Raw genomic sequence first — 20,471 nt, forward strand, 5'->3', positions numbered from 1 at the left:
AGGGAGCAGGGTCGGCGTCGATCACGGCTGTCTCTCTTCGCGGACCCCTGTGAGCGCGAGGGTGGTCCCGACTGTCGCGTTCTCTGGGGCTGTCTCGATCCCTGTTCCTCGCGCCCGCAGGGATGGCCCGCACCAGGTAGGCGCGGCCGGCAAGGCGAAGGACGGTATCCAGAGGAGCGTGTTCGGCGTCGGTATGGGCCCGGAACCTGTCGCTGCGGGCGTAGTGGTCGTGCCATTCAGGCTGTCGATCTCAGCTGATCGATGTGCCGTCAGGCTCGGACGGTTGTCGGTGCCCGTTGCTACGTTCAAGCCGTCCGAAACCACTTACGCCAAGGAGCCTTGGATGGGTTCTCAACTCAACCCGTGCCTCGCCTTCAACGGGAACGCACGCCAGGCGATCGAGTTCTATCAGGACGTCCTAGGCGGCCAGTTGGACATGGGTACCTACGCCGCATACGGCCACCCGGAAGTGCCTCGCCCCGAGGAGATCATGCATGCCACGCTCCGCACCCCAGATGGCTACACGCTGATGGCGTGGGACGTCCGGGAAGAGATGCCCCACACCCCAGGCAACAACGTCGCGGTCTTCCTCGGCGGCGACGACGCCAGACTCCGGGGCTACTTCGAGAGACTGTCCGTCGGCGGTACTGTGACGCTGCCCCTGGAGAAGCAGTCGTGGGGGGACGAGGCCGGTTCGCTTATCGACCGGTTCGGGATTACCTGGATGGTCAACATCACCAAGCAGCCCGCATAGGAAGGCCACTTTCGCCTCCACTCAGGCTCCCCGGCCCTGGCCGCGGTCCACGTCTGCCATCGCCACGTACAGCGGCGTGCCGATGACCACGTGCACGTCCCGCCCGTCCCGTCCGGTGACGGTGTCGCCCTCGCGCCCCGTCATGAACGGCGGCCCGGCGGGCGAGCCGTATCCCGCGATCCGCAGCCCCAGATCACCCCGGAACCACTGCCGCGCCTCCGTCATCCAACTGACGTCGAACTCCCGCTCCAAGCACGCCTCGACGAGGTCAAGTCGGTCGTACGTCTCGACGGCGAGCCGCTTCAGGAGCTTCGGCGTGGCGCTAGGCGCGGGCCTGGGGGAGGGACAGGAAGGCGGTCCAGGCGTCCGGGGCGACCGTGAAGTGCGGGCCCTCCGGGTTCTTGGAGTCGCGGATGTGTACGGCGGTGGGGTGGGCGGCGATTTCGAGGCAGTTGCCGCCTTCGCTGCCGCTGTGGCTGGACTTGCGCCAGGCGTAGGCCACTTCGAGGCATTGGCCGCCCTCGCCACTGCTGTAGCTTGACTTGAACCACTCAAGCGCGGTGCTGCCGCTCATTGCTCTCCTAGCAGTCGGTCCAACAGACCCACTGTGTCTTCGGAGTTCAGGGCCTGCGTTCGCAGCATCGCATATTTCTGGGTGAGGATCGCTACCTCGTCTGGATCAGCAATGAGTTTGCTCCCACGCTGGGTCTCGGTATAGGCGAGCCGCTGGTGCTCAGGGGTCTCCAGCAGGACGAAAGGGCCTTCGAGGCCAGCGTGTGCCGTGCGTCCCAGAGGCAGGATCTGCAAGGCCAGTCCCGGGAGTTCGGCGTACTCGCGCAGGTGGCGAAGCTGTTCGGCGTAGACCTCATCGCCGCCGAGCCGGTCTTGCAGTGCTGCCTCCCAGATCACGAAGCTGGTAATCGGTGGAACCTTGCGGTGAAGAATCGCCTGTCGCTCGATGCGCGTCGCCACGAACCGCTCGATCTCGTCCTCGTCGTGCAGCGGAATTCGGCTGCGAAAGACCGCGCGCGCGTAACCCTCGGTCTGCAACTGCCCGGGCACGAGCAGACTCTCGTACACGGAGATCGCAATCGCCTCCCGCTCGCAATCCAGATACTCCTCCGCCCACCTCGGAACCAGATCCACCTCCGGCATGTTCTCGACAGCCGTCTCCAACGTCCTTTTCGTGCCGAGGAGTTCATCCAGCTGCACCGCCAGATCCAGCTTCAGCGGCCGCCGCCCCTGCTCGATGGAGGCGATCAGTTCCTCGCCGATGACGAAGCGCTCGGCGAGCGACTTCTGTGTGTACCCCGCCGCCTCGCGGTGGACGGCGAGCAGCGCGCCCACCATCCTCATCGCCGAGGCGTTCCTCCGTGGCCGTCGCTTTGGGCTGCTCATGCCGTCCAACTCCCCACCTGAAGCCGTGCATTCACGCCGGGAACTCGTACAACGCTTCAGTACGACTTCACGTACTGCTCCGCGAGGGGCACGGAGTGTGACCCTCCTCGCGTGCATCAGAAAACTCCACTCCCGTCCCGGCGGGAGCCACGCGAACGCTTCTACCGGCGCGAACGCCAGTCCGTGCCCCAGGCCCGCGCCTTCGCGCGCGCCGCCCTCAACGGCTGGGGGATCCGCGAGCGAGCGGACGAAATCACTCTCTGCGTCAGCGAGTTGGCGACCAACGCGCTGCTGCACGGCGTGCCGCCCGGACGCGGATTCCTGCTCTGTCTGAACCGTGAAGGCGGCGTGCTCCGCGTCGAGCTGCACGACAGCGGCGACGGCTGGCCCCTGCTCGGCGTGGACGTCGACGGGGACGGCGACGCCGAGTCGGGGCGCGGGCTGCTGCTCGTGGCGGCCCTTGCCGACAAGTGGGGCGTGGTGGAACGGGATCCCGGCAAGATCGTCTGGTGCGAGTTCGGCACGGACGTGCCGGGTGTCAGCGCGCGAACTTCTCGACGGCCGCGGGAGTGACCGGGGTGAAGAAGTTCACGAGGTTGCCGTCGGGGTCGCGGAAGAGCAGTGACCGGTTGCCCCAGGGCATGGTCGTGGGCTCCTTGACGAACCTGGGGACCACGCCCGTCAGGTTCTCGTACACGCGGTCCACGTCGTCGACGAGGAACTCGGTGATCACGCTGTGGTTCTCGGCGGGGCGCGAGGAGCCGGGCGCGAACAGCGGGACGGTGCGGGTGCTCGCGATGGCCAGGGTGGCGCTCGGGGTCCTGAGTTCGGCGAAGTCCTCGGTGGCCCAGGTCGCGGGGACGCCGGTGGCCTTCTCGTAGAACTCGACGAGGCGTGCGACGTCGCCGGTGATGATGCGGATCGAGACGAAGTCCATGGTGTGCTCCCTGGCGGTGCGGAGGGGGTGGGGAGGGGCGGTGTTCGTTGCCCTTCGCCTCGCACGCTAGAACTTATAGTGGACAGGTTCCGTCCAGTATTTGCCAGTATTCGCGGGAGGGTGCGCACCATGTCCCGAACCACAGGGCGCGTGCTGACCCTCCTCGAACTCTTGCAGTCCGGCGGCACCCGGACGATCGCGGAACTCGCCGACCGGCTCGGCGTCGACGGACGCACCGTGCGGCGGTACGTGGAGCAGCTGATCGAGCTCGACGTACCCGTCGAGGCGGTGCGCGGGCGCTACGGCGGCTACCGCCTCGGCCCTGGCTACCGGCTTCCGCCGCTCATGCTGAGCGACGACGAGGCGCTCGCGGTGCTGCTCGGCCTCGTCGCGGGGCGACGGGCGGGGCTGGCGACCGCGACGGCCACGGCGGGCGAGACGGCGGCGGCCAAGATCAGGCGGGTGCTGCCCAAGCACCTCGCGCACCGGCTCGACACGGTCATGGAATCGCTCGCCTTCACGGAGCCCTCGGGCGAGACCACCGCTCCCGACTCCGGGGTCCTGCTCGCCGTCGCCGACGCGGTGCGGCACCGTCGGCCGGTCGCGATCAGATACACCGACCGCGGGGGGCGGCGCAGCGAGCGCACGCTGCATCCGTACGGCGTCGTGTCACACGCGGGCCGTTGGTACGTCACGGGCGAGGACCCTGAAGTCGGCGAGGACCGCACCTTCCGGCTCGACCGCGTGACGGACGCCAGGGCCCTGCCGGGTGCGTTCGAGGAGCCGGAAGGGCCGGATCCGGCGAGGCGGGTGCTCTCCGGGTTCGCGACGGCGGAGTACCGCTACGAGGTGACGCTGCGGATCCACGGGACGGTCGAGCAGATCAGGGCGCGGCTGCCGGAGAGCGTCGCGAACGTGACGGAGCCCGCGCCCGGGGCGGGCGCGGGCTCCGAAGCGGCGTGCTGGCGGCTGGTCGACGTACGCGCGGAGCGGCTCGACTGGATCCCTCCGGTACTCGCCTCCCTCGACCTGCCGTTCACCGTCGAGCGGCCGGACGAACTGCGCGACCTGGTCGTCGAGTTCGCCGACCGCCTCGCGGCCCGCGCCCGGGGACGCTGATCAGCTCAGGAGCTCCACCTCCGCGAGCGTCCCCTTCCCGTCCGGCACGAGCCGGTAGTGCGCGTACGTCCCCGGCTTGCCCACGGTGAAGGCCCGGGTCTGCTTGTCCCAGGCGAAGGATTCACCGGAGCGCTTGTCCAGGCCCTTCCACTTCTCGCCGTCCTTGGAGCCCTGGAGCACCCAGCCGCGCGGCGCCTTCGCCTTGTCGGTGGACGACGTCAGCGTGTACTGCACCGCCTTCGTCCCCTTGTCGACAGGGAGCTCGATCGCCGAGTCCGAAGTGGCGTCCGTGGCCGAGGAGTTGTCGAAGAGCGCGCCCTCACCCTTGAGGACGTCCTTCCTCGGCGAGGGCACCTTGTCGTCCTGGGTGACCGACGTCGGCTGGGCGTTCTTGCCCGAGCCCCACGCCGACGGCTTCGGGCCCATGTCGAACTCCAGGACGCCGCCGTTGGCTATCAGCTTGTGCGGGAGCGCGGTCGAGTTCCACTTCTTGCCGTTGACCTTGAGCCCCTGGACGTAGACGTTCTTGGCGCTGTTCTTCGGCGCCTTGACGACCAGGTCGCGGCCGTTGTCCAGGTGTACGGTCATCTTGGTGAACTGCGGCGAGCCGATGGCGTATTCGCCGCTGCCCATCACCAGCGGGTAGAAGCCGAGCGAGGAGAAGAGGTACCAGCCCGACTGCTCGCCGTTGTCCTCGTCGCCGTGGTAGCCCTGGCCGATCTCGCTGCCGGTGTAGAGCCGCGAGAGGACCTCGCGGACCTTCTCCTGCGTCTTCCACGGCTGGCCTGCCGCGTCGTACATGTACGTGGCGTGGTGGGCGACCTGGTTGGAGTGGCCGTACATGCCCATCCGGACGTCACGTGCTTCCGTCATCTCGTGGATGACGCCTCCGTAGGAGCCCGCGAACTCGGCGGAGCCCGTCTCGGGGGTCGCGAAGTACGTGTCGAGCTTGTCGCCGAGGCCCTTGCGGCCGCCGTACAGGTTGGCCAGGCCCCGGGAGTCCTGCGGGGCGGTGAAGGCGTAGCCCCAGGCGTTGGTCTCCGTGTAGTCGTGACCCCACACGCGCGGGTCGAACTTGTCGGAGGGGACGCGCCACACGCCCTTGCCGTCCTTGCCCTGGAAGAAGCCGGGCTTCGTGCCCGCGCCCGCCGCCTCGTCGTCGAAGAGGTTCACGTAGTCCTGGGCGCGGTTGCGGAAGTACGCCGACTCCTCCTGGTAGCGCTTCTTGCCCGTCTTCTTGAAGAGGGCGTCGCCCATGCGGGAGATCCCGTAGTCGTTGAGGTACCCCTCGAGCGCCCAGGAGAGGCCCTCGTGGGTCTCGCTCGGCGTGTAGCCGAGGAACGGCGACTTCTCCATGCCCTTGCGGCCGACGCCCGCGCTCGACGGCACGACCGTGGCGTTCTTGACCGCCGCGTCGTACGCGGCCTCGGCGTCGAACTTCACGCCCTTGACGTACGCGTCGGCGAACGCGACGTCCGACGACGTGCCCGTCATCAGGTCCGCGTAGCCCGGCGAGGACCAGCGCGAGGTCCAGCCGCCGTCCTTGTACTGCTGCACGAAGCCGTCGACCAGCTCGCCCGCCTTCTTCGGGGTGAGCAGCGAGTACGCGGGCCAGGTCGTGCGGTACGTGTCCCAGAAGCCGTTGTTGACGTACGGCTTGCCCTCGACGATCTTGGCGCCGGTGTGGGTCGGGGTGTCGGGCCCGGTCTGGGGCGAGAACGGGGACGCGTACTTGTACGCGGACTTGCCGCCCTTCTCCGAACGGACCTTCTCGAAGCCGGAGTTGGGGTAGAGGTACAGGCGGTACAGGGAGGAGTAGAGGGACGTCCGCTGGCCCTCGCTCGCGCCCTCCACCTCGACCTTGCCGAGGATGTCGTCCCACTGCCGCTGAGCGCGGTTCTTCACGCGGTCGAAGGAGGTGCCGGACGGGATCTCCTGCGCGAGGTTGTCCTTCGCCTGGTCCAGGCTGATCAGGGACGTGGCTATGCGCAGGTTGACCGTGCGGTCCTTGCCCGCGTCGAAGCGCAGGTAGCCGGTGACGTCGCCGCCACCGCCGCCCTCCAGCTTGCCGCCCGCCGTGACGTCGTCGTCGAAGACGCCGTACACGAACATGCGCGTCGCGCCCGTCGAGAGACCGGACTTGACGTCGGAGAAGCCGGAGACGGTCCCGTTCTCCTTGTCGAGGGTGAGGCCGCCCTTCTCCGAGACGTTGTCGAAGATCACGCTCGTGTCGTCACCGGGGAAGGTGAACTTCATCATCGCGGCGTGGTCGGTCGGCGCCATCTCGGTCTTCAGACCGTTCTCGAACGTCACGCCGTAGTAGTGCGGGCGCGCCGTCTCCTTCTCGTGCTTGAACGGCAGCGCCCGCTTGGTGCGCGACGCGCTCGGGGTGTCCTTGTCGACCGACGGCATCATCTGGAACGTCTGCCGGTCGCCCATCCACGGGCTCGGCTCGTGGCTCGCGCTGAACGCCTGGATCGTCGGCAGGTTGTCGTCGTTGTTGCCGCGTGCGTAGTCGTAGAGCCAGCTCAGGGAGCCCGCGTTGGTCACCGGGGTCCAGAAGTTGAAGCCGTGCGGGACCGCCGTGGCGGGGAAGGTGTTGCCGCGCGAGAAGCCGCCGCTGGAGTTGGTGCCGCGGGTCGTGTCGGCGTAGTCGGAGGGGTGCGCCTTCGGCTTCGCGGGCGCCTTCTCCTTCAGGGACACGTCGTCGAGCCAGCCGCGGAACTTCGCGGGCCCCTTCGGGGAGTCGTACGCGAGCAGGATCCGGTCGACGGTCTTGCCGCCCGCGACCTGGCCGATGCGCGCCTCGATGTTGTTCCACTGGTTGACGTAGAGCGCCTTGGACGCGCCCTGGCCCTGCGGGGTCAGCGGGAAGCCGTGCTGGTCGACGGCCTTGAGGTCGCTGAGGTAGGTGCCGTCGGTGAAGGCGAGGTCCACGGAGACGTTCGTGGCGGCGTAGTCGAGGTCGCCCTCGGCCATGGAGGGAAAGACGCGATACCCGAGCTCGGTGTCGGCACGCACCTTCACGTTGACGTCGAAGACCTTGTTGTACGAGTAGCCGCGCCCGTCCGCCTTGTGGCTGCCCGCGTAGCGCAGCGCGTGCTTCCCGGTGAAACCGGCGCGCGACTTCGCGGTGGGGGAGCCGCTGGGGCCGCGGTCCACCAGGCTCAGCATGTCCTCGGGGGCGGGGGCCTGCGTGCCGCCCACCGAGAGCTGGACGTCGGCGAGTTGGAGGGCGTCGTCGGCGCCGTTGTTCGCGGTGACGTCGAGGCGGTAGTGGGCGTACGCCTTCGTGTTCGCGAAGTCGTACGTCTTCGTCTTGTGCCGACCGGCGAAGGTCTCGCCCTTGCGCTCGTCGAGGACCGTCCAGTCCTTGCCGTCGGTGGAACCCTTCAGGGTCCAGTCCTTCGGGTCGCGCTCGGCGTGGTCGTTGGCGGAGGTCAGCGCGTACGTCACGACCTTCGCGGGCTGGTCGAGGTCGAACTCGGCCCAGCCGTCCTTCGCGAACGTCAGCCACTTGCTGGTGGCTTCGCCGTCGACGAGATTCGCGGCGACCTCGCCGGAGCCGGTGTTCTCGCCGCTCGCGCGGACCTCGGTGACGTGGTCGTTCACGCTCCCCGGCAGGCCCGAGCTGAACTCGCCGTTCACGCCCGCGGCCTTCTTCTTGCCGTCCGGCCCCGTCTCGACGGTGCTCAGCCAGTCCGGCTGGGCCTCGCCCTCCTCGAAGGACGAGACGAACTCCCGCTCGGCGCGGGGCTTCTGCTCCGGCTCGGCGACGGCGCCTCGGGCGGCGCCTTGTGCGGTCACGACGAGCGCGAGCGCCAACGCTCCCGCTCCGGCTCCGGCGGCTGAACGGTGGTGTCTGTATCGAGGTCTACGTGCCCTGTGCGGCATCCCCGAGCCCTCCCCTTGCAAGTTGGACAACGTTGTCACGAGCAGTGCGCAAGGTCTAGTAGGGCGTCAAGTGGCGAGTGGTGTCAAGGCTGTTGCCGGGGGCGGCGGGGGCGGGGTTGGGTCGCGGGTCGGCCCCGGTGCGGTTGCGTGGTTCCCCGTGCCTCTGGGTGCGGCCGCGTGTGCGGCTCCGTCGGGGGAGACCCGTCAGGGGTGCGGGGAACTGTGCGCCCGGGGGGCGACGCGCTTGCGGGCGAAGGGGGGCGTTCGCTTCGTCTGCGGCATGTCGCGGGCTGGGCGCGCAGTTCCTCGCGCCCCTAGGATCCGGGTGCCCCGCCCCGGGCCGGGACGGCCCCGTCTTCGGCCCGCCCACGTGCTCGGCGACAAGGGCTACAGCTCCAAAGCCATCCGGACCTGGCTCAGGCGCAGGGGCATCGCCCACACCATTCCCGAGCGGGCCGACCAGATCGGCAACCGCCTCAAGCAAGGGCGCGGCATCGCCACCCGCTACGAGAAGACCGCCGAGTCCTACCAGGCAGCCGTCACCCTCGCCTCACTCCTGATGTGGGCGTGACAACTGAAGACAACCCCTAGCGGCTCAGGGCGTTTCCTGCGGTTCTCGCGCCGGGGCCCGGTTCCGGCACGCGGTGCTTCCGGTGCCGGTCTTCCTGATGCCGTGCCTCGGGGCGAGGCGGACGTGGACGACCACCGGTTCCGCGCTCATGACCTGGACCGTCACGGCGTTCAGGGCGCGCAGCGGGTGCCAGCGGCTGAGGGTGCGCTGCAGCGCCCACGGGTCGTCGTCGGGGCGCACCTCGGCGTGGCCCTCGACCCAGTGGAAGCGCAGCCCGACGCGGAACCGGAGGCGGACGAGGGGATCGCGCCGGATGTTGCGCACGTACCCGGCGCGCTCGCCGTGCTCGGCGACGATCCAGAAGTCGTCGCCCTGCCTGCCGTTGCCGACGGGGGTGCGGCGCGGCTTGCCGGTGACCCGTCCGCGCGTTTCCAGCAGCGCGAGGCCGAGCGGCATCAGCCCGAGGTGCAGCAGCAGCCGCATCGGGGGGTTGATCACATACTTCTGCAGGGCGCGCACCAGGGCCCGCTTCGCACGCGGGCTGAGGAGTGTCAGCGCCAGGTTCAGCCCCAGCGCGAGGCACCCCCAGACCGGCCAGGGCACGCCGTCCCGGGACTCGCCCGGTAACGCCCACTGCCCCCAGAGCAGCGCGGCGACGGCCAGCGTACCGATGAGAAGGGGAAGTCCGGGCCGCCGACGGACTCCCGAAGGTCCAATACGAGTGTATGGTTGCTCCATACGTTCGTACGGTAGGGAAGGGCGCCGCGATGTCAAGGGCCGACGAGCTCGCCGAGGTGCTGACGCGGATCGTCGCCACTCGGGGCCTGGAACAGGTCAGCGTCCGTGAGGTGGCCGGGGCGGCGGGGGTCTCCATCGGAGCCGTGCAGCACCACTTCGCCACCAAGGACGAGATGCTCGCCTTCGCCTTCCGGCACGTCGTCGAGCGCACCCGGACCCGCATCTCGGGCCTGCCCGTCGGGCGCAGCCCGAGGCGGAACCTGTCCCGCGTGCTGCGCCAGCTCCTCCCGCTGGACGAGGAACGCCGCACCGAGTGCCGGGTCTACGTCGCCTTCGCCGCCCGCGCCGCGCTGGACCCCGCGCTGGCGGCGATCCAGCGGGAGACCCAGGCCCAGTTGCTCGACGGCATCACCGCGACCCTGCGCGAGGCCAAGGCCGCCGGGCTCGGCGCCGGGCGCGTACCGCCGCTCGACCCGCACGCCGACGCGAAGCTGCTGCTCGCCGTGGTCGACGGCCTCACCTTCGACGCGGTCGGCGAGCCGGACCGCCTCCCCCCGCGCCAGCTCACCGCGCTGCTCGACCGCGCGCTGAAGAGGCTGCTGGGCTAAAGGTAGCCGCCCCCCCCGCGCGGCTCCGTAGGGGCGGGGCCCCGTAAGGGGCGCGGGGAACTGCGCGAGCGACCACGATGTGCCCGCGGGGGAAGAGCGGGGGGAGTGTTTTGTGTGCGGGGCGTCGCGGGCTGGGCGCGCCGTTCCTCGCGCCCCTTACGGGGCGCCCCGCGCGCCCCGCCGTCGTTGGTACCTTTCGTTTGTCGAGTGAAAGCAAACGACTTCACTCGCGAAGAGAGGGGTAGGCGGGTGCTGACTGAAGAGCGGCGTGAGGCGGTCCTGCGCATGGTGGAGCGGCAGGGGACGATCACGGTCAAGGAGGCGGCCGCGGAGCTGGGCGTCTCCGCCGTCACCGTGCGCCAGGACGTGCGCGACCTCGCGGGCCGCGGCCTCGTCGTCCGCGTGCACGGCGGCGCCATGTCGCCGGGCGCGGCCCGGTCGGCCGACGCCGCGGGATCCGCCGCGCCCCGGTCGGCGGCGCGGCAGGAGCAGGCGTTCGGCCTGGTCGTCCCGCCGGGGGACTACTACTACCCCGAGATCATCCGGGGAGTGCAGGACGCGGCGCGCGCCCACGGGGTGCGCGTCGTGCTCGCGGTCTCCGGCGAGACGCTCGCGGACAACCAGGAGCAGGTGCGCAGGCTCGTCGCCGCTGGCACCGACGGCCTGCTGTTGATGCCGCGCGCGGGGCTCGAACCCGCCGAGCGGACCGACGAGTGGCTCGCGGGTCTCGACGTGCCGGTCGTCCTCGTGGACCGGCGGGCGGGCGCCTGGTCCGGGCGGCTCGAACAGGTCGCGTCCGACCACGCCCACGGCGCCGGCCTCGCCGTGCGGCACCTCGCCGGGCTCGGGCACCGGCGGATCGCCCTGGTCGCCAGGGCGGAGAGCCCCAACACGCCTTTGATCAGGGACGGTTACGAGGCGGCGTGCGGGGCCCTCGGTCTCGCGGCAGGCCCGGAGTACGGCATCGGTCCGATCGAGGGGTCCACGTCCACCGAGTGGTTCGAGGAGTTCGCGGGCGCGGTCGAGGCGGGCGACGTCCGGGCCGCCCTGGTCCACAACGACCTCGACGCCGTCACCCTCGTCGGCCTCCTCCAGGCGCGTGGCCTGCGCGTTCCCGAGGACCTGGCGATCGTGACGTACGACGACGAGGTCGCCGAGCTGAGTGACGTGCCGCTGACGGCCGTGGCGCCGCCCAAGCGGGCCGTGGGGGCCTGGGCGGTCGACCTGCTGCGGCGCAGGATCGCCGAACCGGGCGCGCCGCTGGCCGAGTTGCTGCTCCGCCCGGAGCTGCGGGTGCGGGCTTCGAGCGGGGTTTCCGGCGGAGTGCCAGGAGGGGGCTCCGGCGGGCACCCCGGCGGGCACTCCGGCGGGGCGTAAGCACCCGGCGAGGGGTGACGCCTCCGCATCATGTGCTTTCGTTTGGCATCGAGTGAAACGTAAAGCATTGACGAGGCGTGAATACTGCTCAATGCTTTCGTTCGACGCCCCAGCGAACGATCGGTGCACATCATGCTGCGCAGAACCACGACCGCCCTGGCCGGTTCCGTCCTGGCCCTGGCCCTGCTCGCCACCGCCTGCGGAGGCCCCGGCCAGGGCTCGTCCCCGGCCGCGAAGAAGACCGGAAAGGTCACCTTCTGGTCCTTCGTCAAGGGGTCCGACGAGGTGGCCGCCGCCTTCAACCGGAGCCACCCGGACATCGAGGTGACCTTCGAGACGGTGCCGTCGGGCCAGGAGTACTACTCCAAGCTCACCAACGCCGTGAAGGCCGGTACCGCTCCCGACGTCGCGGTCGTCGAGTACCCGAACCTGCCGGAGTTCGCGGCCCAGGGAAAGATCGAGGACCTGAGCGCGACGCTCGGCCCGCTCGTGAAGGACCGGTTCCCCGCCGCGGCACGGCAACTCGTCGACCTGGGCGGCAGGACCTGGGCGGTGCCCCGCGACGCGGCCCCGCTGATGATGATGTACCGGAAGGACTTCTTCTCCCGGCACGAGATCGACGTGCCGACCACGTGGGACGCCTACCGCAAGATGACCGAGCAGGTGAAGAAGGCCGACCCCGACGCCCGCGGCGGAGTCCTCTACACCGACAACCCCGGACTGCTGACCGCCCTCGCCTGGCAGGCGGGCGGCCGCTGGTTCGGCACGGGGAAGGACTCCTGGAAGGTCGACATCGACGACGGTCCTTCGAAGAAGACCGCCGACTACTGGGGCGACCTCGCCCACAAGGGCCTGGTCCGCTCCCTGAGTTCGCTCGACCCGTTCTGGACGAGCGTCCAGAAGGAGCAGACCGTCGCCTACGTCTGCGCCAGCTGGTGCGCGGGAGCCCAGCAGGCGACTGTCCCCGACCAGAAGGGCAAGTGGGCCGTCGCGCCCGTGCCCACCTGGGACGGCAAGCCCGCCTCCGGGATGTACGGCGGCTCGTCCTTCGTGATCCCCAAGGGCTCCGACAACAGCGGCGCCGCCGCCGAGTTCATCAAGTGGATCACCACGGACCCCAAGGGCATGAAGGCGTGGGTGGCCTCGGGCACCAGCAGTCTGTTCCCCGCCGACCCGTCGCTCGTGCCGGTCACCAAGGCCGCGTTCGGGACGGAGTACTACGGCGGACAGGACGTCTACGCCATCGGGAAGGCGTCCTACGAGGCGATCCCGCAGGGCTGGACGTGGGGCCCGGTCATGGGGACGACCAACACCGCCATCGTCGACGAGCTCCCCAAGGCGGCCGACGGCACGTCCCTGCCCGGTGTCCTCTCGCTCGCCGAGCGGGCCACCGTCAAGCAGATGAGGCAGCGCGGCATGAAGGTCACCGCGCCGTAGGACACCCGTTCACCCCCGCCTCGTCCCCCGAAAGGCCGTCATGGCATCCCCGTCCACCCGTGGACAGCGCCGCACCGCCGCGCTGCTCCTGTCACCGTTCCTCGGACTGTTCGCGGTCGTCACCCTCGCCCCGCTGGCGTACGCGGGATGGCTGAGCCTGTTCACCACCCGCACGTCCGGCCTGGGCTTCGGCGGCACAGAGAGCGTCTTCGCCGGGTGGGACAACTACGTACACGCCCTGTCCGACCCGGAGTTCCGCGACGGATTCCTCGTCATCGCCGCGTACTGCGCCGTCTACATCCCCCTGATGATCGGCGGCGCCCTCGCCCTCGCCCTGCTGCTCGACACGGGCCTGGCCAAGGCCCGTTCCTTCTTCCAGCTCGCGCTCTTCCTGCCGCACGCGGTGCCGGGCCTCATCGCCGCGCTGATCTGGGTGTACCTCTACACGCCCGGACTGAGCCCGGTGATCGACCTGCTCGCGTCCGGCGGCCTCGACATCAACTTCCTGTCGGCGGACAACGCCGTCTTCTCCGCCGCCAACATCGCCGTGTGGGAGTGGACCGGCTACAACATGGTCATCTTCTACGCCGCCCTCCAGGCCGTGCCCCGCGAGACCCTCGACGCCGCGAAGGTCGACGGAGCGGGCGCCCTCAGGACGGCGCTCTCCATCAAGGTCCCGATGATCCGCCCCGCGGTGGCGCTCTCCGTCCTGTTCACCGTCATCGGGTCGATCCAGCTCTTCACCGAGCCGAAGGTCATCTACAACGCCTCCAGCGCGATCGGCAGCAGCTTCACCCCGAACATGTACGTCCAGACCGCCGCCTTCCAGAACAACGACTTCGGCCTCGCGGCAGCCGCTTCGCTGCTGATCGCCCTGTTCGCCGCCGTGCTGTCGTTCGCCGTCACCCGATTCTCACGCCGCGGGAGCAAGTCGTGACCACCTCATCCGCACCTCCCGTCGCCCCCGCTCCCGAGACGGCATCCACGAAAGACCCCGCCACGCGCCCCCGTCGGCGCGGCCGCACCGGGAAGCCGCCCTCGGCACTCCTGTCCAGGGCCGGGGTCACCGCACTCCTCGCCCTGGCCACGCTCTACACCCTGCTGCCCCTGACCTGGCTGCTGCTGTCCTCCACCAAGAGCCGCGAGGACCTGTTCGGCACGAACGGCTTCGCCCCGGGCGACGAGATGCACCTCGCGGAGAACCTGCGGCACCTGTTCACGGCCGACGACGGCATCTACCTGCGCTGGGTGCTCAACACCGTCGCGTACGCGGGTGTCGGCTCCCTCCTCGCCTCGGTCTTCAGCGTCGCCGCGGGCTACGCCTTCGACAAGCTCACGTTCCCCGGCAAGGAGCGGCTGTTCTCCCTCGTGCTCCTCGGCGTCATGGTGCCCGGCACGGCCATGGCGATCCCCCTGTACCTGCTCGCCGCCGAAGCGGGCCTGGTCAACACCTTCTGGAGCGTGTTCGTGCCGGGCCTCGTCTTCCCGTTCGGCGTGTACCTGGCGCGGGTCTTCAGCGCGGCCTACGTGCCGGACGAGGTCCTGGAAGCGGCGCGGATGGACGGGGCGAGCGAGTTCCGGGCCTTCTGCCGCATCGCCCTGCCGATGCTCGCGCCCGGCTTCGTGACCATCTTCCTCTTCCAGTTCACGCAGATCTGGAACAGCTTCTTCCTGCCCCTGGTGATGCTGTCCGACCAGGACCTGTATCCCGTCAACCTCGGTCTGTACGTGTGGTATTCGTCCGCGCTGTCCCAAGGCCACCCCGAGGACTACCTGCTGGCCGTCGTCGGCTCCCTGGTGTCCGTCGCCCCGCTGATCGCCGTCTTCCTGATGTTGCAGCGGTTCTGGAAGTCCGGCATGACCGCCGGCGCGATCAAGTAGGCCCACACCATGAGGAGTTCCCGCATGCACCCGACCAGGACCACCCGTCCCCGCGCCCTGTTCGCCATGGGCAGGCGCCACCGCGACGCGCTGTTCCCCGCCGCCGCGATCCGGCGGCTGGCGGCGCACGTCGACATCGACCCGGACCACGTGGCGGAGGACCTCGCCCACGAACCGGCCCTGGCGGAGGTGGAACTCCTGATCACCTCGTGGGGGTGCCCCGTCATCGACGCGGACGTGCTGGCACGCGCACCCGCCCTGAAGGCGGTCGTCCACGCGGCGGGCAGCGTCAAGCACCACGTGACACAGGCGTGTTGGGACCGGGGGCTCGCGGTGTCGTCGGCCGCGGCGGCCAACGCCGTGCCCGTCGCCGAGTACACGGTCGCCGCGATCCTCTTCGCCAACAAGCGGGTCCTCGACATCGGCGGCCTCTACCGCGAGCACCGCGCGCCTCTCGACTGGGCGCGGCGCTTCCCCGGGTTCGGCAACCACCGCAGGACCGTGGGCGTGGTCGGCGCCTCGCTCGTCGGCCGCAAACTGCTCGAACTGCTGGTCCCCTACGACCTGGACCTGCTCGTCGCCGACCCCCACATCGACGCGGCGCGGGCCGCCGAACTGGGCGCCCGGCACGTGGAGCTCGACGAACTGATCGGCGCGTCGGACGTCGTCTCGCTGCACGCGCCCGCCCTGCCGGAGACCCACCACCTCATCGACGCGCGCAGGCTGTCGTTGATGCGGGACGGCGCCACGCTCATCAACACGGCCCGCGGGTCCCTCGTCGACACCGACGCCCTCGTCTCCGAGGCCGCGACCGGACGCATCCACGCGGTCATCGACGTCACCGAACCGGAGGTGCCGCCCGCCGATTCACCGCTCTACACGTTGCCGAACGTCCTGCTCACCCCGCACATCGCCGGATCACTCGGCGGCGAGCTCCAGCGGATCAGCGGCAGTGCCATCGACGAGATCGAGCGTTACTGCTCCGGAAGACCCTTCGCCCATGCCGTGCGGCCCTCCGCCCTCGCGACATCGGCCTGAATCCCCCCGCATCCCCACACATCCCCGCACACCCCCCCCACACAGAGGAGTCCCGCATGCGACAACCACCCCTACCACCCGTGGGCAGGCGCCAACTGCTCCTGGCGGGTGGCGCCGTCGGGCTCGCCGCCGCGTCGGCCTCCCTGCTCACCGGGCAGGCGCACGCCTCGCCGACCAGGACCCGCGGTGCCACCATCACCGATCTGGGCCCCGCCATCGAGCAGTTCGCGCTGATGAGCGCGGTCCTGGTCGGCGACACGGTCTACATCGGCTCGCGCAACCTCTCCCCGACCCGGCTCATCGCCTTCCACCTGCCGACCCGCAAGGTGGTGTCCCGCACCGACCTCGGCACGGGGCACTCGGTGCAGGCCCTCGCCGCCGACCCCACCGGCAGGTACCTGTACGCGGGCGTCCTGACCAAGGCGGACGAGGGCAGGCCGAACCTCTTCCGCTGGGACCTGCGCTCTCCGGACGAGGCCGCCGTGGGCATCGGCAGGACCGAGGACCGTGACGTCCGCGAGCTCGCCGTCGCCCCGGACGGCACGGTGTACGCGGTGGGCGGCGTGCCGGGCAAGGCGCCCGCGCTGTGGAGGTACGACCCGGGCACCGGCAAGGTGACCGGGCTCGGCGTGCCCGACCCGAAGGCCACCCTGGCCAGGGCCGTCGCCGCCACGGACACGACCGTCTTCTTCGGTGCCGGGAGCGTCCTGGGCGGCGGGGGCGGGGCGAGCAGGGCGTCCCTGTACGCGTACGACAGGGCGGCGGGCACGTTCACCGACATCACGCCGCCGGAGCTGAAGAAGGATCCCAGCATCCGGGAGCTCGCCGTCTTCGGCGACCGCCTCGTCGTCAGCACCTCCGCCTCGACCGGACGCGCACAGTTGGCTGTCATGGACCTGGCGGATCTCACGTCCTTCTCCGTGACACCCACCGACGGCACGGTGGCCAAGAACCTGACGTCCGACGGCGACCTGGTCCACTTCGCCGGTGACGCCGGTCTCTCCTCGTACTCGATGGCGACCCGAACGATCACCCCCCTCGCGTACGACGGGCCCGACCTCGGCGAGATCTGGGGCCTCGACCACACCGACGGCGCGCTGGTCGTCGTCTCCGGCTACGGCTTCGTCGGCGAGATCGACACGGCATCCGGCGCGTCCGTCATCACCGAACTCGGCCCCGCGGGCGCCCCCGTCAGCCCGCAGACCGCGATGGGCATCGCCGCCGAAGGGCGGTACGTCTACGTCGGCGGCAACAACGTCGTCGCCCGCCACGACCTGCGCCGCCCCGGCAAGGCGGCCAATCTCAGGGCACCCGGCGAGGCGAAGGACGCCGAGGTCCTGGACGGGGTGCTCTACACCGGCCAGTACAACGCACAGGGCATCTGGGCGTACGACCCCGCCGACGACGAACAGCCCCACCAGGTCGCGCGGTTCCCGAGCGAGCAGAACCGCCCGCTCGACCTCTGCTACGACGCGGTCAACGAACTCATGCTGGTCGGGGTGCAGTCCGACACCGAGGGCGGCGGCTCCCTGTGGACGTACGCGCCGAAGACGGGCGAGAAGTCCGCGTTCGTCGACCCCGTCGACGAGACCCAGCTGGTGCGTGCCGTCGCCACCCGGGACGGCGTCGCCTACCTCGGGGGCGACAACCCGACCACGAAGGGGCCGCGCGGCACGCTCGTCGCCTTCGACCCGGTGGCCGGGCGGGAGCACTGGCGCGTCGACCTGCCCCTGTCCACGGGCGTGGCCGCGCTCGCGGTCCGTGGCAGGCACCTGTACGGGCTCACCAGGAGCGGCGGCTTCTTCGTCGTCGACCTCACGATCCGGCGCGTGATCCACACCGCCGACCTGCACGACATCTGCCCCGGGTTCGCGGCCATGGTGACCAGCGGGGGAGTCGTCTACGGCGTCTCCGACACCACCCTGTTCCGCTTCCACCCGAAGACCTTCGCCGTCAGCACGGTCGTGCCCGGGATCAACGGCGCGTGGTACAGCGGTCCGCACGTCAACGCCGACAGCCGCGGCCGGTTGTACACGCTGCGCGGTCACCATCTCGTACGCATCGAGGACAGGCCGGAGGTCTGATCATGAAGAGGACAACGAAGCGCTCCCTCGCCGCCGCGGGCCTCGCGGGGCTGCTCGCCGCCGCCTCGCTCGCCACCGCGGAGGCGGGCCAGGACGGCGGGGGCGCCACCACCCTGCTGACCGTCGACTACCAGAACGGCCGTCTGGACTCCGGCATCCCGAAACTGACCACGACGCACGCGAAGGCCGACGACGCGTCGTACGTCGTCGATTCGGGACCGGACCACGCCGTCGCCCACAAGGTGACCCTCGGCGATTCCGGTTACGAGTCCGACGGGGCCCCGCGCAGCGAGAGCGCCACCAACGATGTCCCCGAGGGCAGGATCCACGTGGGCGACGAGCACCGCTACGAGTTCAGCGTCCTGCTCAAGGACTGGAAGACCTACGAACCAGGTGACTCGGACACCGGCGACATCATCTTCCAGGGCAAGCACGCGGGCGGGAACCGCCCGTCCTTCTACCTCATGACCAAGCGGAACAGCATCGCCTTCCGGTCGCCGCTCCTCGGCCTCCAGTCCACGGTGGTCGACGACATCCGCCCGTACGTCAACCGGTGGATGCGCTTCCGCGTGGACGTGAAGTGGACGGACGACAGCACGGGCCACTACCGGATCTCCACCCGGCTGCCCGGGGAATCGGGGTTCACGCCGCGCAGGTCGTACGACGACGTGCGGACCTTCCACCCCGAGAACCCGACGGACTTCGGCTACCTCAAGTGGGGCCTCTACCGGCCCGACGAGTCCCTGGAGAAGGGGGACGTGCCGACGCGCGTCGTCCTCCACGACGACATCCGGATCCTGGACCTCTCCGGGTGACGTCCCGGTGCTGAACGCGAACGCCCCCCGCCGGTCCGGCAGGGGGCGTTCCGCATGCGGCGCAGGTCTCAACTCGGACAAGCCTGCAGACCAAACCTGTATTCGATCTTGCCCAGCCGAGCGCGAGTGGACTATACCTGTCGGCATTCGCCCGGCCGTCTCACGAGGGCGGATCCGGGACGGTGCTCGAACGCGCCCCCGCACGACCCCAGCTTCACACCACCGCGGTGCCGGGGAGGGTCCGGTTCACCGCCTGAGTCCTGGAGAGCGAGGACTTGAGCATGGGATCCACCAGCGTCAACCGTCGTGAGGTCATGAAGAGGGCGGCGGCCGCCGGGCTGCTCGCGGTGCCGGCCGTCGGCGCGCTCAGTTCCTGCGCCAGTGGGGGCGGTGACGAGAACAAGGCCGAGAAGGGCGAGAAGTCCAAGAAGAACCCGCTCGGCGTGAAGACGGACGCGGGCCTCACGGTCTACATCTTCAACGGCGGATACGGCGACAAGTACGCCCAGTTCGTCACGGACATGTACGCCAAGAAGTACCCCAAGGCCAAGCCGGACCAGAAGCCCACCGAGAAGATCGCCACCCAGGTCCAGCCGAAGCTGGTCCGGGGCAAGCCCACGGCGGACGTCGTCAACAACTCCGGCGCCGACGAGATGAACATCGGCAAGCTGGTGCACAACAAGCAGGTCGCCGAGCTCGTCGAGGTGCTCGACGCGCCTTCCTGGGACGATCCGAACGTCACCGTGCGCGAGACGCTGGTGCCGATCGTCGAGGAGATGGGCCGCTTCGGCGGCAAGGCGTGCTACCAGCTCAACATCGCGCTGACGGTGTACGGGAACTGGTACTCCAAGAAGCTCCTTGAGCAGGGCCTCGACTCCGAGTATCCGAAGACCTGGGACGCGATGCTCGCGGTCTGTAAGAAGGCCAAGGCCAAGGGCATCCACGGCTGGAGCTACCCCGGCGGCCACCCCCGCTACATGTTCTTCAGCATGTACGCGATGTTCGCCCAGCGCGGTGGCCGCGACGTCATCACGGCGATGGACTACCTGGAGCCGACCGCCTGGAAGAACGACGCGGTCAAGGACGTCTTCGAGGCGTGGGAGGAACTGGTCGCCAAGAAGTACGTCCTCACCGGCTTCGACGGCACCGAGGCGCACACCGAGATGCAGACCGCCTGGACCAAGGAGGGCAAGTGCGTCTTCGTGCCCGACGGTTCCTGGGTGGAGAACGAGGCGAAGGACACCACGCCCAAGGACTTCCAGATGACGGTGGGCGCCACCCCGTCGCTCGACTCCGGCGACAAGATGCCGTTCGGCACGCTCTACGCCCCGGCCGGTGAGCCCTTCATCGTCCCGGCCAAGGCCGAGAACCGTCAGGGCGGCCTGGAGTGGCTGCGGATGATGTACAGCAAGGAGGCCGCCCTCAACCTCTTCAAGGAGGTCGGCTCGCTGCCCGTCGTCAAGGGCGCCATCGACGGCCAGAAGCTTCCCTCGGGCACGGCGAGCGCGAAGGCGGCCATCGAGGCGGCGGGCGACAACATCGTCATCCCCAAGTTCTTCGACTGGTACAACGAGCTGTTCCGCGAGGACTTCAACAACATGATCCACAAGTTCATGCAGGGCCAGATCGGCGCCAAGCAGGCGATGGACACCATGCAGAAGGCGTCGGACCGGATCCTCAAGGACCCCGACATCACCAAGATCAAGAAGGTCTGACCGGGCGGGCGGGGCTGAGCAGCGTGAAGACCGACACCAGGGTGGGCAGTTCCAGCAGTTCCCCACCTCCCAAGAAGCAGGCGGCCCCGAGGCAAGCACCGAGGC

19 protein-coding genes are annotated in these 20,471 nt (G+C 69.7%); 13 read left to right on the forward strand and 6 right to left on the reverse strand.

From position 1 onward, the window contains the following. Positions 1-343 precede the first annotated feature (343 nt). The gene (locus tag KY5_RS31275; RefSeq protein ID WP_098245350.1) at positions 344-754 is read left to right on the forward strand and encodes a VOC family protein; all 411 of its coding nucleotides are present in this window, start codon (positions 344-346) and stop codon (positions 752-754) included. A gap of 21 nt (positions 755-775) precedes the next feature. Here the strand turns inward: KY5_RS31275 and KY5_RS42295 are convergent, their stop codons facing one another. From KY5_RS42295 to KY5_RS31285, 3 genes are read right to left on the reverse strand one after another with little or no spacing between them, the layout of a single operon-like run. Further along, positions 776-1,060, reverse strand: coding sequence for a DUF7019 family protein (locus tag KY5_RS42295; RefSeq protein WP_418952885.1), 285 nt, complete (start codon positions 1,058-1,060; stop codon positions 776-778). 16 nt (positions 1,061-1,076) lie between these two features. Further along, complete coding sequence (locus KY5_RS31280; RefSeq protein ID WP_098245351.1) at positions 1,077-1,328, reverse strand: DUF397 domain-containing protein; 252 nt, start codon at positions 1,326-1,328, stop codon at positions 1,077-1,079. After that, a complete protein-coding gene (locus KY5_RS31285; RefSeq protein WP_199843325.1) occupies positions 1,325-2,110 on the reverse strand; it encodes a helix-turn-helix domain-containing protein in 786 nt (261 codons plus the stop codon). Before KY5_RS31285 ends, KY5_RS31280 begins: the two co-directional genes overlap by 4 nt. Before the next feature lie 153 nt (positions 2,111-2,263). Here KY5_RS31285 and KY5_RS31290 point away from each other — a divergent pair, with 153 nt between their 5' ends. Then, positions 2,264-2,725 (forward strand): ATP-binding protein, encoded by a 462-nt coding sequence (locus KY5_RS31290; RefSeq protein WP_098245353.1) that lies wholly within the window; start codon positions 2,264-2,266, stop codon positions 2,723-2,725. Here the strand turns inward: KY5_RS31290 and KY5_RS31295 are convergent. Continuing rightward, positions 2,691-3,089: a VOC family protein gene (locus KY5_RS31295; protein WP_098245354.1), complete on the reverse strand. Its 399-nt coding sequence runs from the start codon at positions 3,087-3,089 to the stop codon at positions 2,691-2,693. The two genes, KY5_RS31290 and KY5_RS31295, sit on opposite strands and share 35 nt — an antisense overlap. A 129-nt stretch (positions 3,090-3,218) precedes the next feature. Between KY5_RS31295 and KY5_RS31300 the strand changes: the two genes are divergently transcribed. Further along, positions 3,219-4,208 (forward strand): helix-turn-helix transcriptional regulator, encoded by a 990-nt coding sequence (locus tag KY5_RS31300; RefSeq protein WP_098245355.1) that lies wholly within the window; start codon positions 3,219-3,221, stop codon positions 4,206-4,208. Here KY5_RS31300 and KY5_RS31305 read toward each other — a convergent pair whose 3' ends face one another. Continuing rightward, the gene (locus tag KY5_RS31305) at positions 4,209-8,102 is read right to left on the reverse strand and encodes a GH92 family glycosyl hydrolase (RefSeq protein WP_098245356.1); all 3,894 of its coding nucleotides are present in this window, start codon (positions 8,100-8,102) and stop codon (positions 4,209-4,211) included. A gap of 325 nt (positions 8,103-8,427) precedes the next feature. Between KY5_RS31305 and KY5_RS31310 the strand changes: the two genes are divergently transcribed. Continuing rightward, positions 8,428-8,673 carry a transposase gene (locus KY5_RS31310; protein WP_159072631.1) on the forward strand — a complete coding sequence of 82 codons (246 nt, stop codon included), beginning with the start codon at positions 8,428-8,430 and terminating at the stop codon, positions 8,671-8,673. Positions 8,674-8,697: 24 nt separating this feature from the next. On the opposite strand, the gene KY5_RS42720 is transcribed toward KY5_RS31310, so the two are convergent. Further along, positions 8,698-9,411 carry a nitroreductase/quinone reductase family protein gene (locus KY5_RS42720; RefSeq protein WP_234362943.1) on the reverse strand — a complete coding sequence of 238 codons (714 nt, stop codon included), beginning with the start codon at positions 9,409-9,411 and terminating at the stop codon, positions 8,698-8,700. A 29-nt stretch (positions 9,412-9,440) separates the two neighbouring features. Between KY5_RS42720 and KY5_RS31320 the strand changes: the two genes are divergently transcribed. The 9 genes from KY5_RS31320 to ngcE all read left to right on the forward strand — a co-directional run bounded on the left by KY5_RS31320 (position 9,441) and on the right by ngcE (position 20,366). Continuing rightward, positions 9,441-10,019 (forward strand): TetR/AcrR family transcriptional regulator, encoded by a 579-nt coding sequence (locus tag KY5_RS31320; protein ID WP_159072632.1) that lies wholly within the window; start codon positions 9,441-9,443, stop codon positions 10,017-10,019. Positions 10,020-10,268: 249 nt separating this feature from the next. Continuing rightward, positions 10,269-11,396, forward strand: a complete 1,128-nt coding sequence (locus KY5_RS31325) for a LacI family DNA-binding transcriptional regulator (protein WP_098245359.1) — start codon at positions 10,269-10,271, stop codon at positions 11,394-11,396. Between the two features lie 132 nt (positions 11,397-11,528). Beyond that, positions 11,529-12,833, forward strand: a complete 1,305-nt coding sequence (locus KY5_RS31330; protein ID WP_098247581.1) for an ABC transporter substrate-binding protein — start codon at positions 11,529-11,531, stop codon at positions 12,831-12,833. A 40-nt stretch (positions 12,834-12,873) separates the two neighbouring features. Beyond that, the gene (locus KY5_RS31335) at positions 12,874-13,770 is read left to right on the forward strand and encodes a carbohydrate ABC transporter permease (protein WP_098245360.1); all 897 of its coding nucleotides are present in this window, start codon (positions 12,874-12,876) and stop codon (positions 13,768-13,770) included. Next, a complete protein-coding gene (locus KY5_RS31340) occupies positions 13,767-14,714 on the forward strand; it encodes a carbohydrate ABC transporter permease (RefSeq protein WP_098245361.1) in 948 nt (315 codons plus the stop codon). Before KY5_RS31335 ends, KY5_RS31340 begins: the two co-directional genes overlap by 4 nt. Before the next feature lie 24 nt (positions 14,715-14,738). Then, positions 14,739-15,752 carry a hydroxyacid dehydrogenase gene (locus KY5_RS31345; protein ID WP_098245362.1) on the forward strand — a complete coding sequence of 338 codons (1,014 nt, stop codon included), beginning with the start codon at positions 14,739-14,741 and terminating at the stop codon, positions 15,750-15,752. Between the two features lie 56 nt (positions 15,753-15,808). Next, the gene (locus KY5_RS31350) at positions 15,809-17,836 is read left to right on the forward strand and encodes a PQQ-binding-like beta-propeller repeat protein (protein WP_098245363.1); all 2,028 of its coding nucleotides are present in this window, start codon (positions 15,809-15,811) and stop codon (positions 17,834-17,836) included. Between the two features lie 2 nt (positions 17,837-17,838). Further along, positions 17,839-18,651 (forward strand): heparin lyase I family protein, encoded by an 813-nt coding sequence (locus KY5_RS31355; RefSeq protein WP_098245364.1) that lies wholly within the window; start codon positions 17,839-17,841, stop codon positions 18,649-18,651. 281 nt (positions 18,652-18,932) lie between these two features. After that, on the forward strand, positions 18,933-20,366 hold the full coding sequence (ngcE, locus tag KY5_RS31360; RefSeq protein ID WP_098245365.1) for an N-acetylglucosamine/diacetylchitobiose ABC transporter substrate-binding protein: 1,434 nt from the start codon (positions 18,933-18,935) through the stop codon (positions 20,364-20,366). The last annotated feature ends 105 nt before the right edge of the window (positions 20,367-20,471 follow it).

The sequence above is a fragment of the Streptomyces formicae genome, from assembly GCF_002556545.1.
Taxonomy (GTDB): domain Bacteria; phylum Actinomycetota; class Actinomycetes; order Streptomycetales; family Streptomycetaceae; genus Streptomyces; species Streptomyces formicae_A.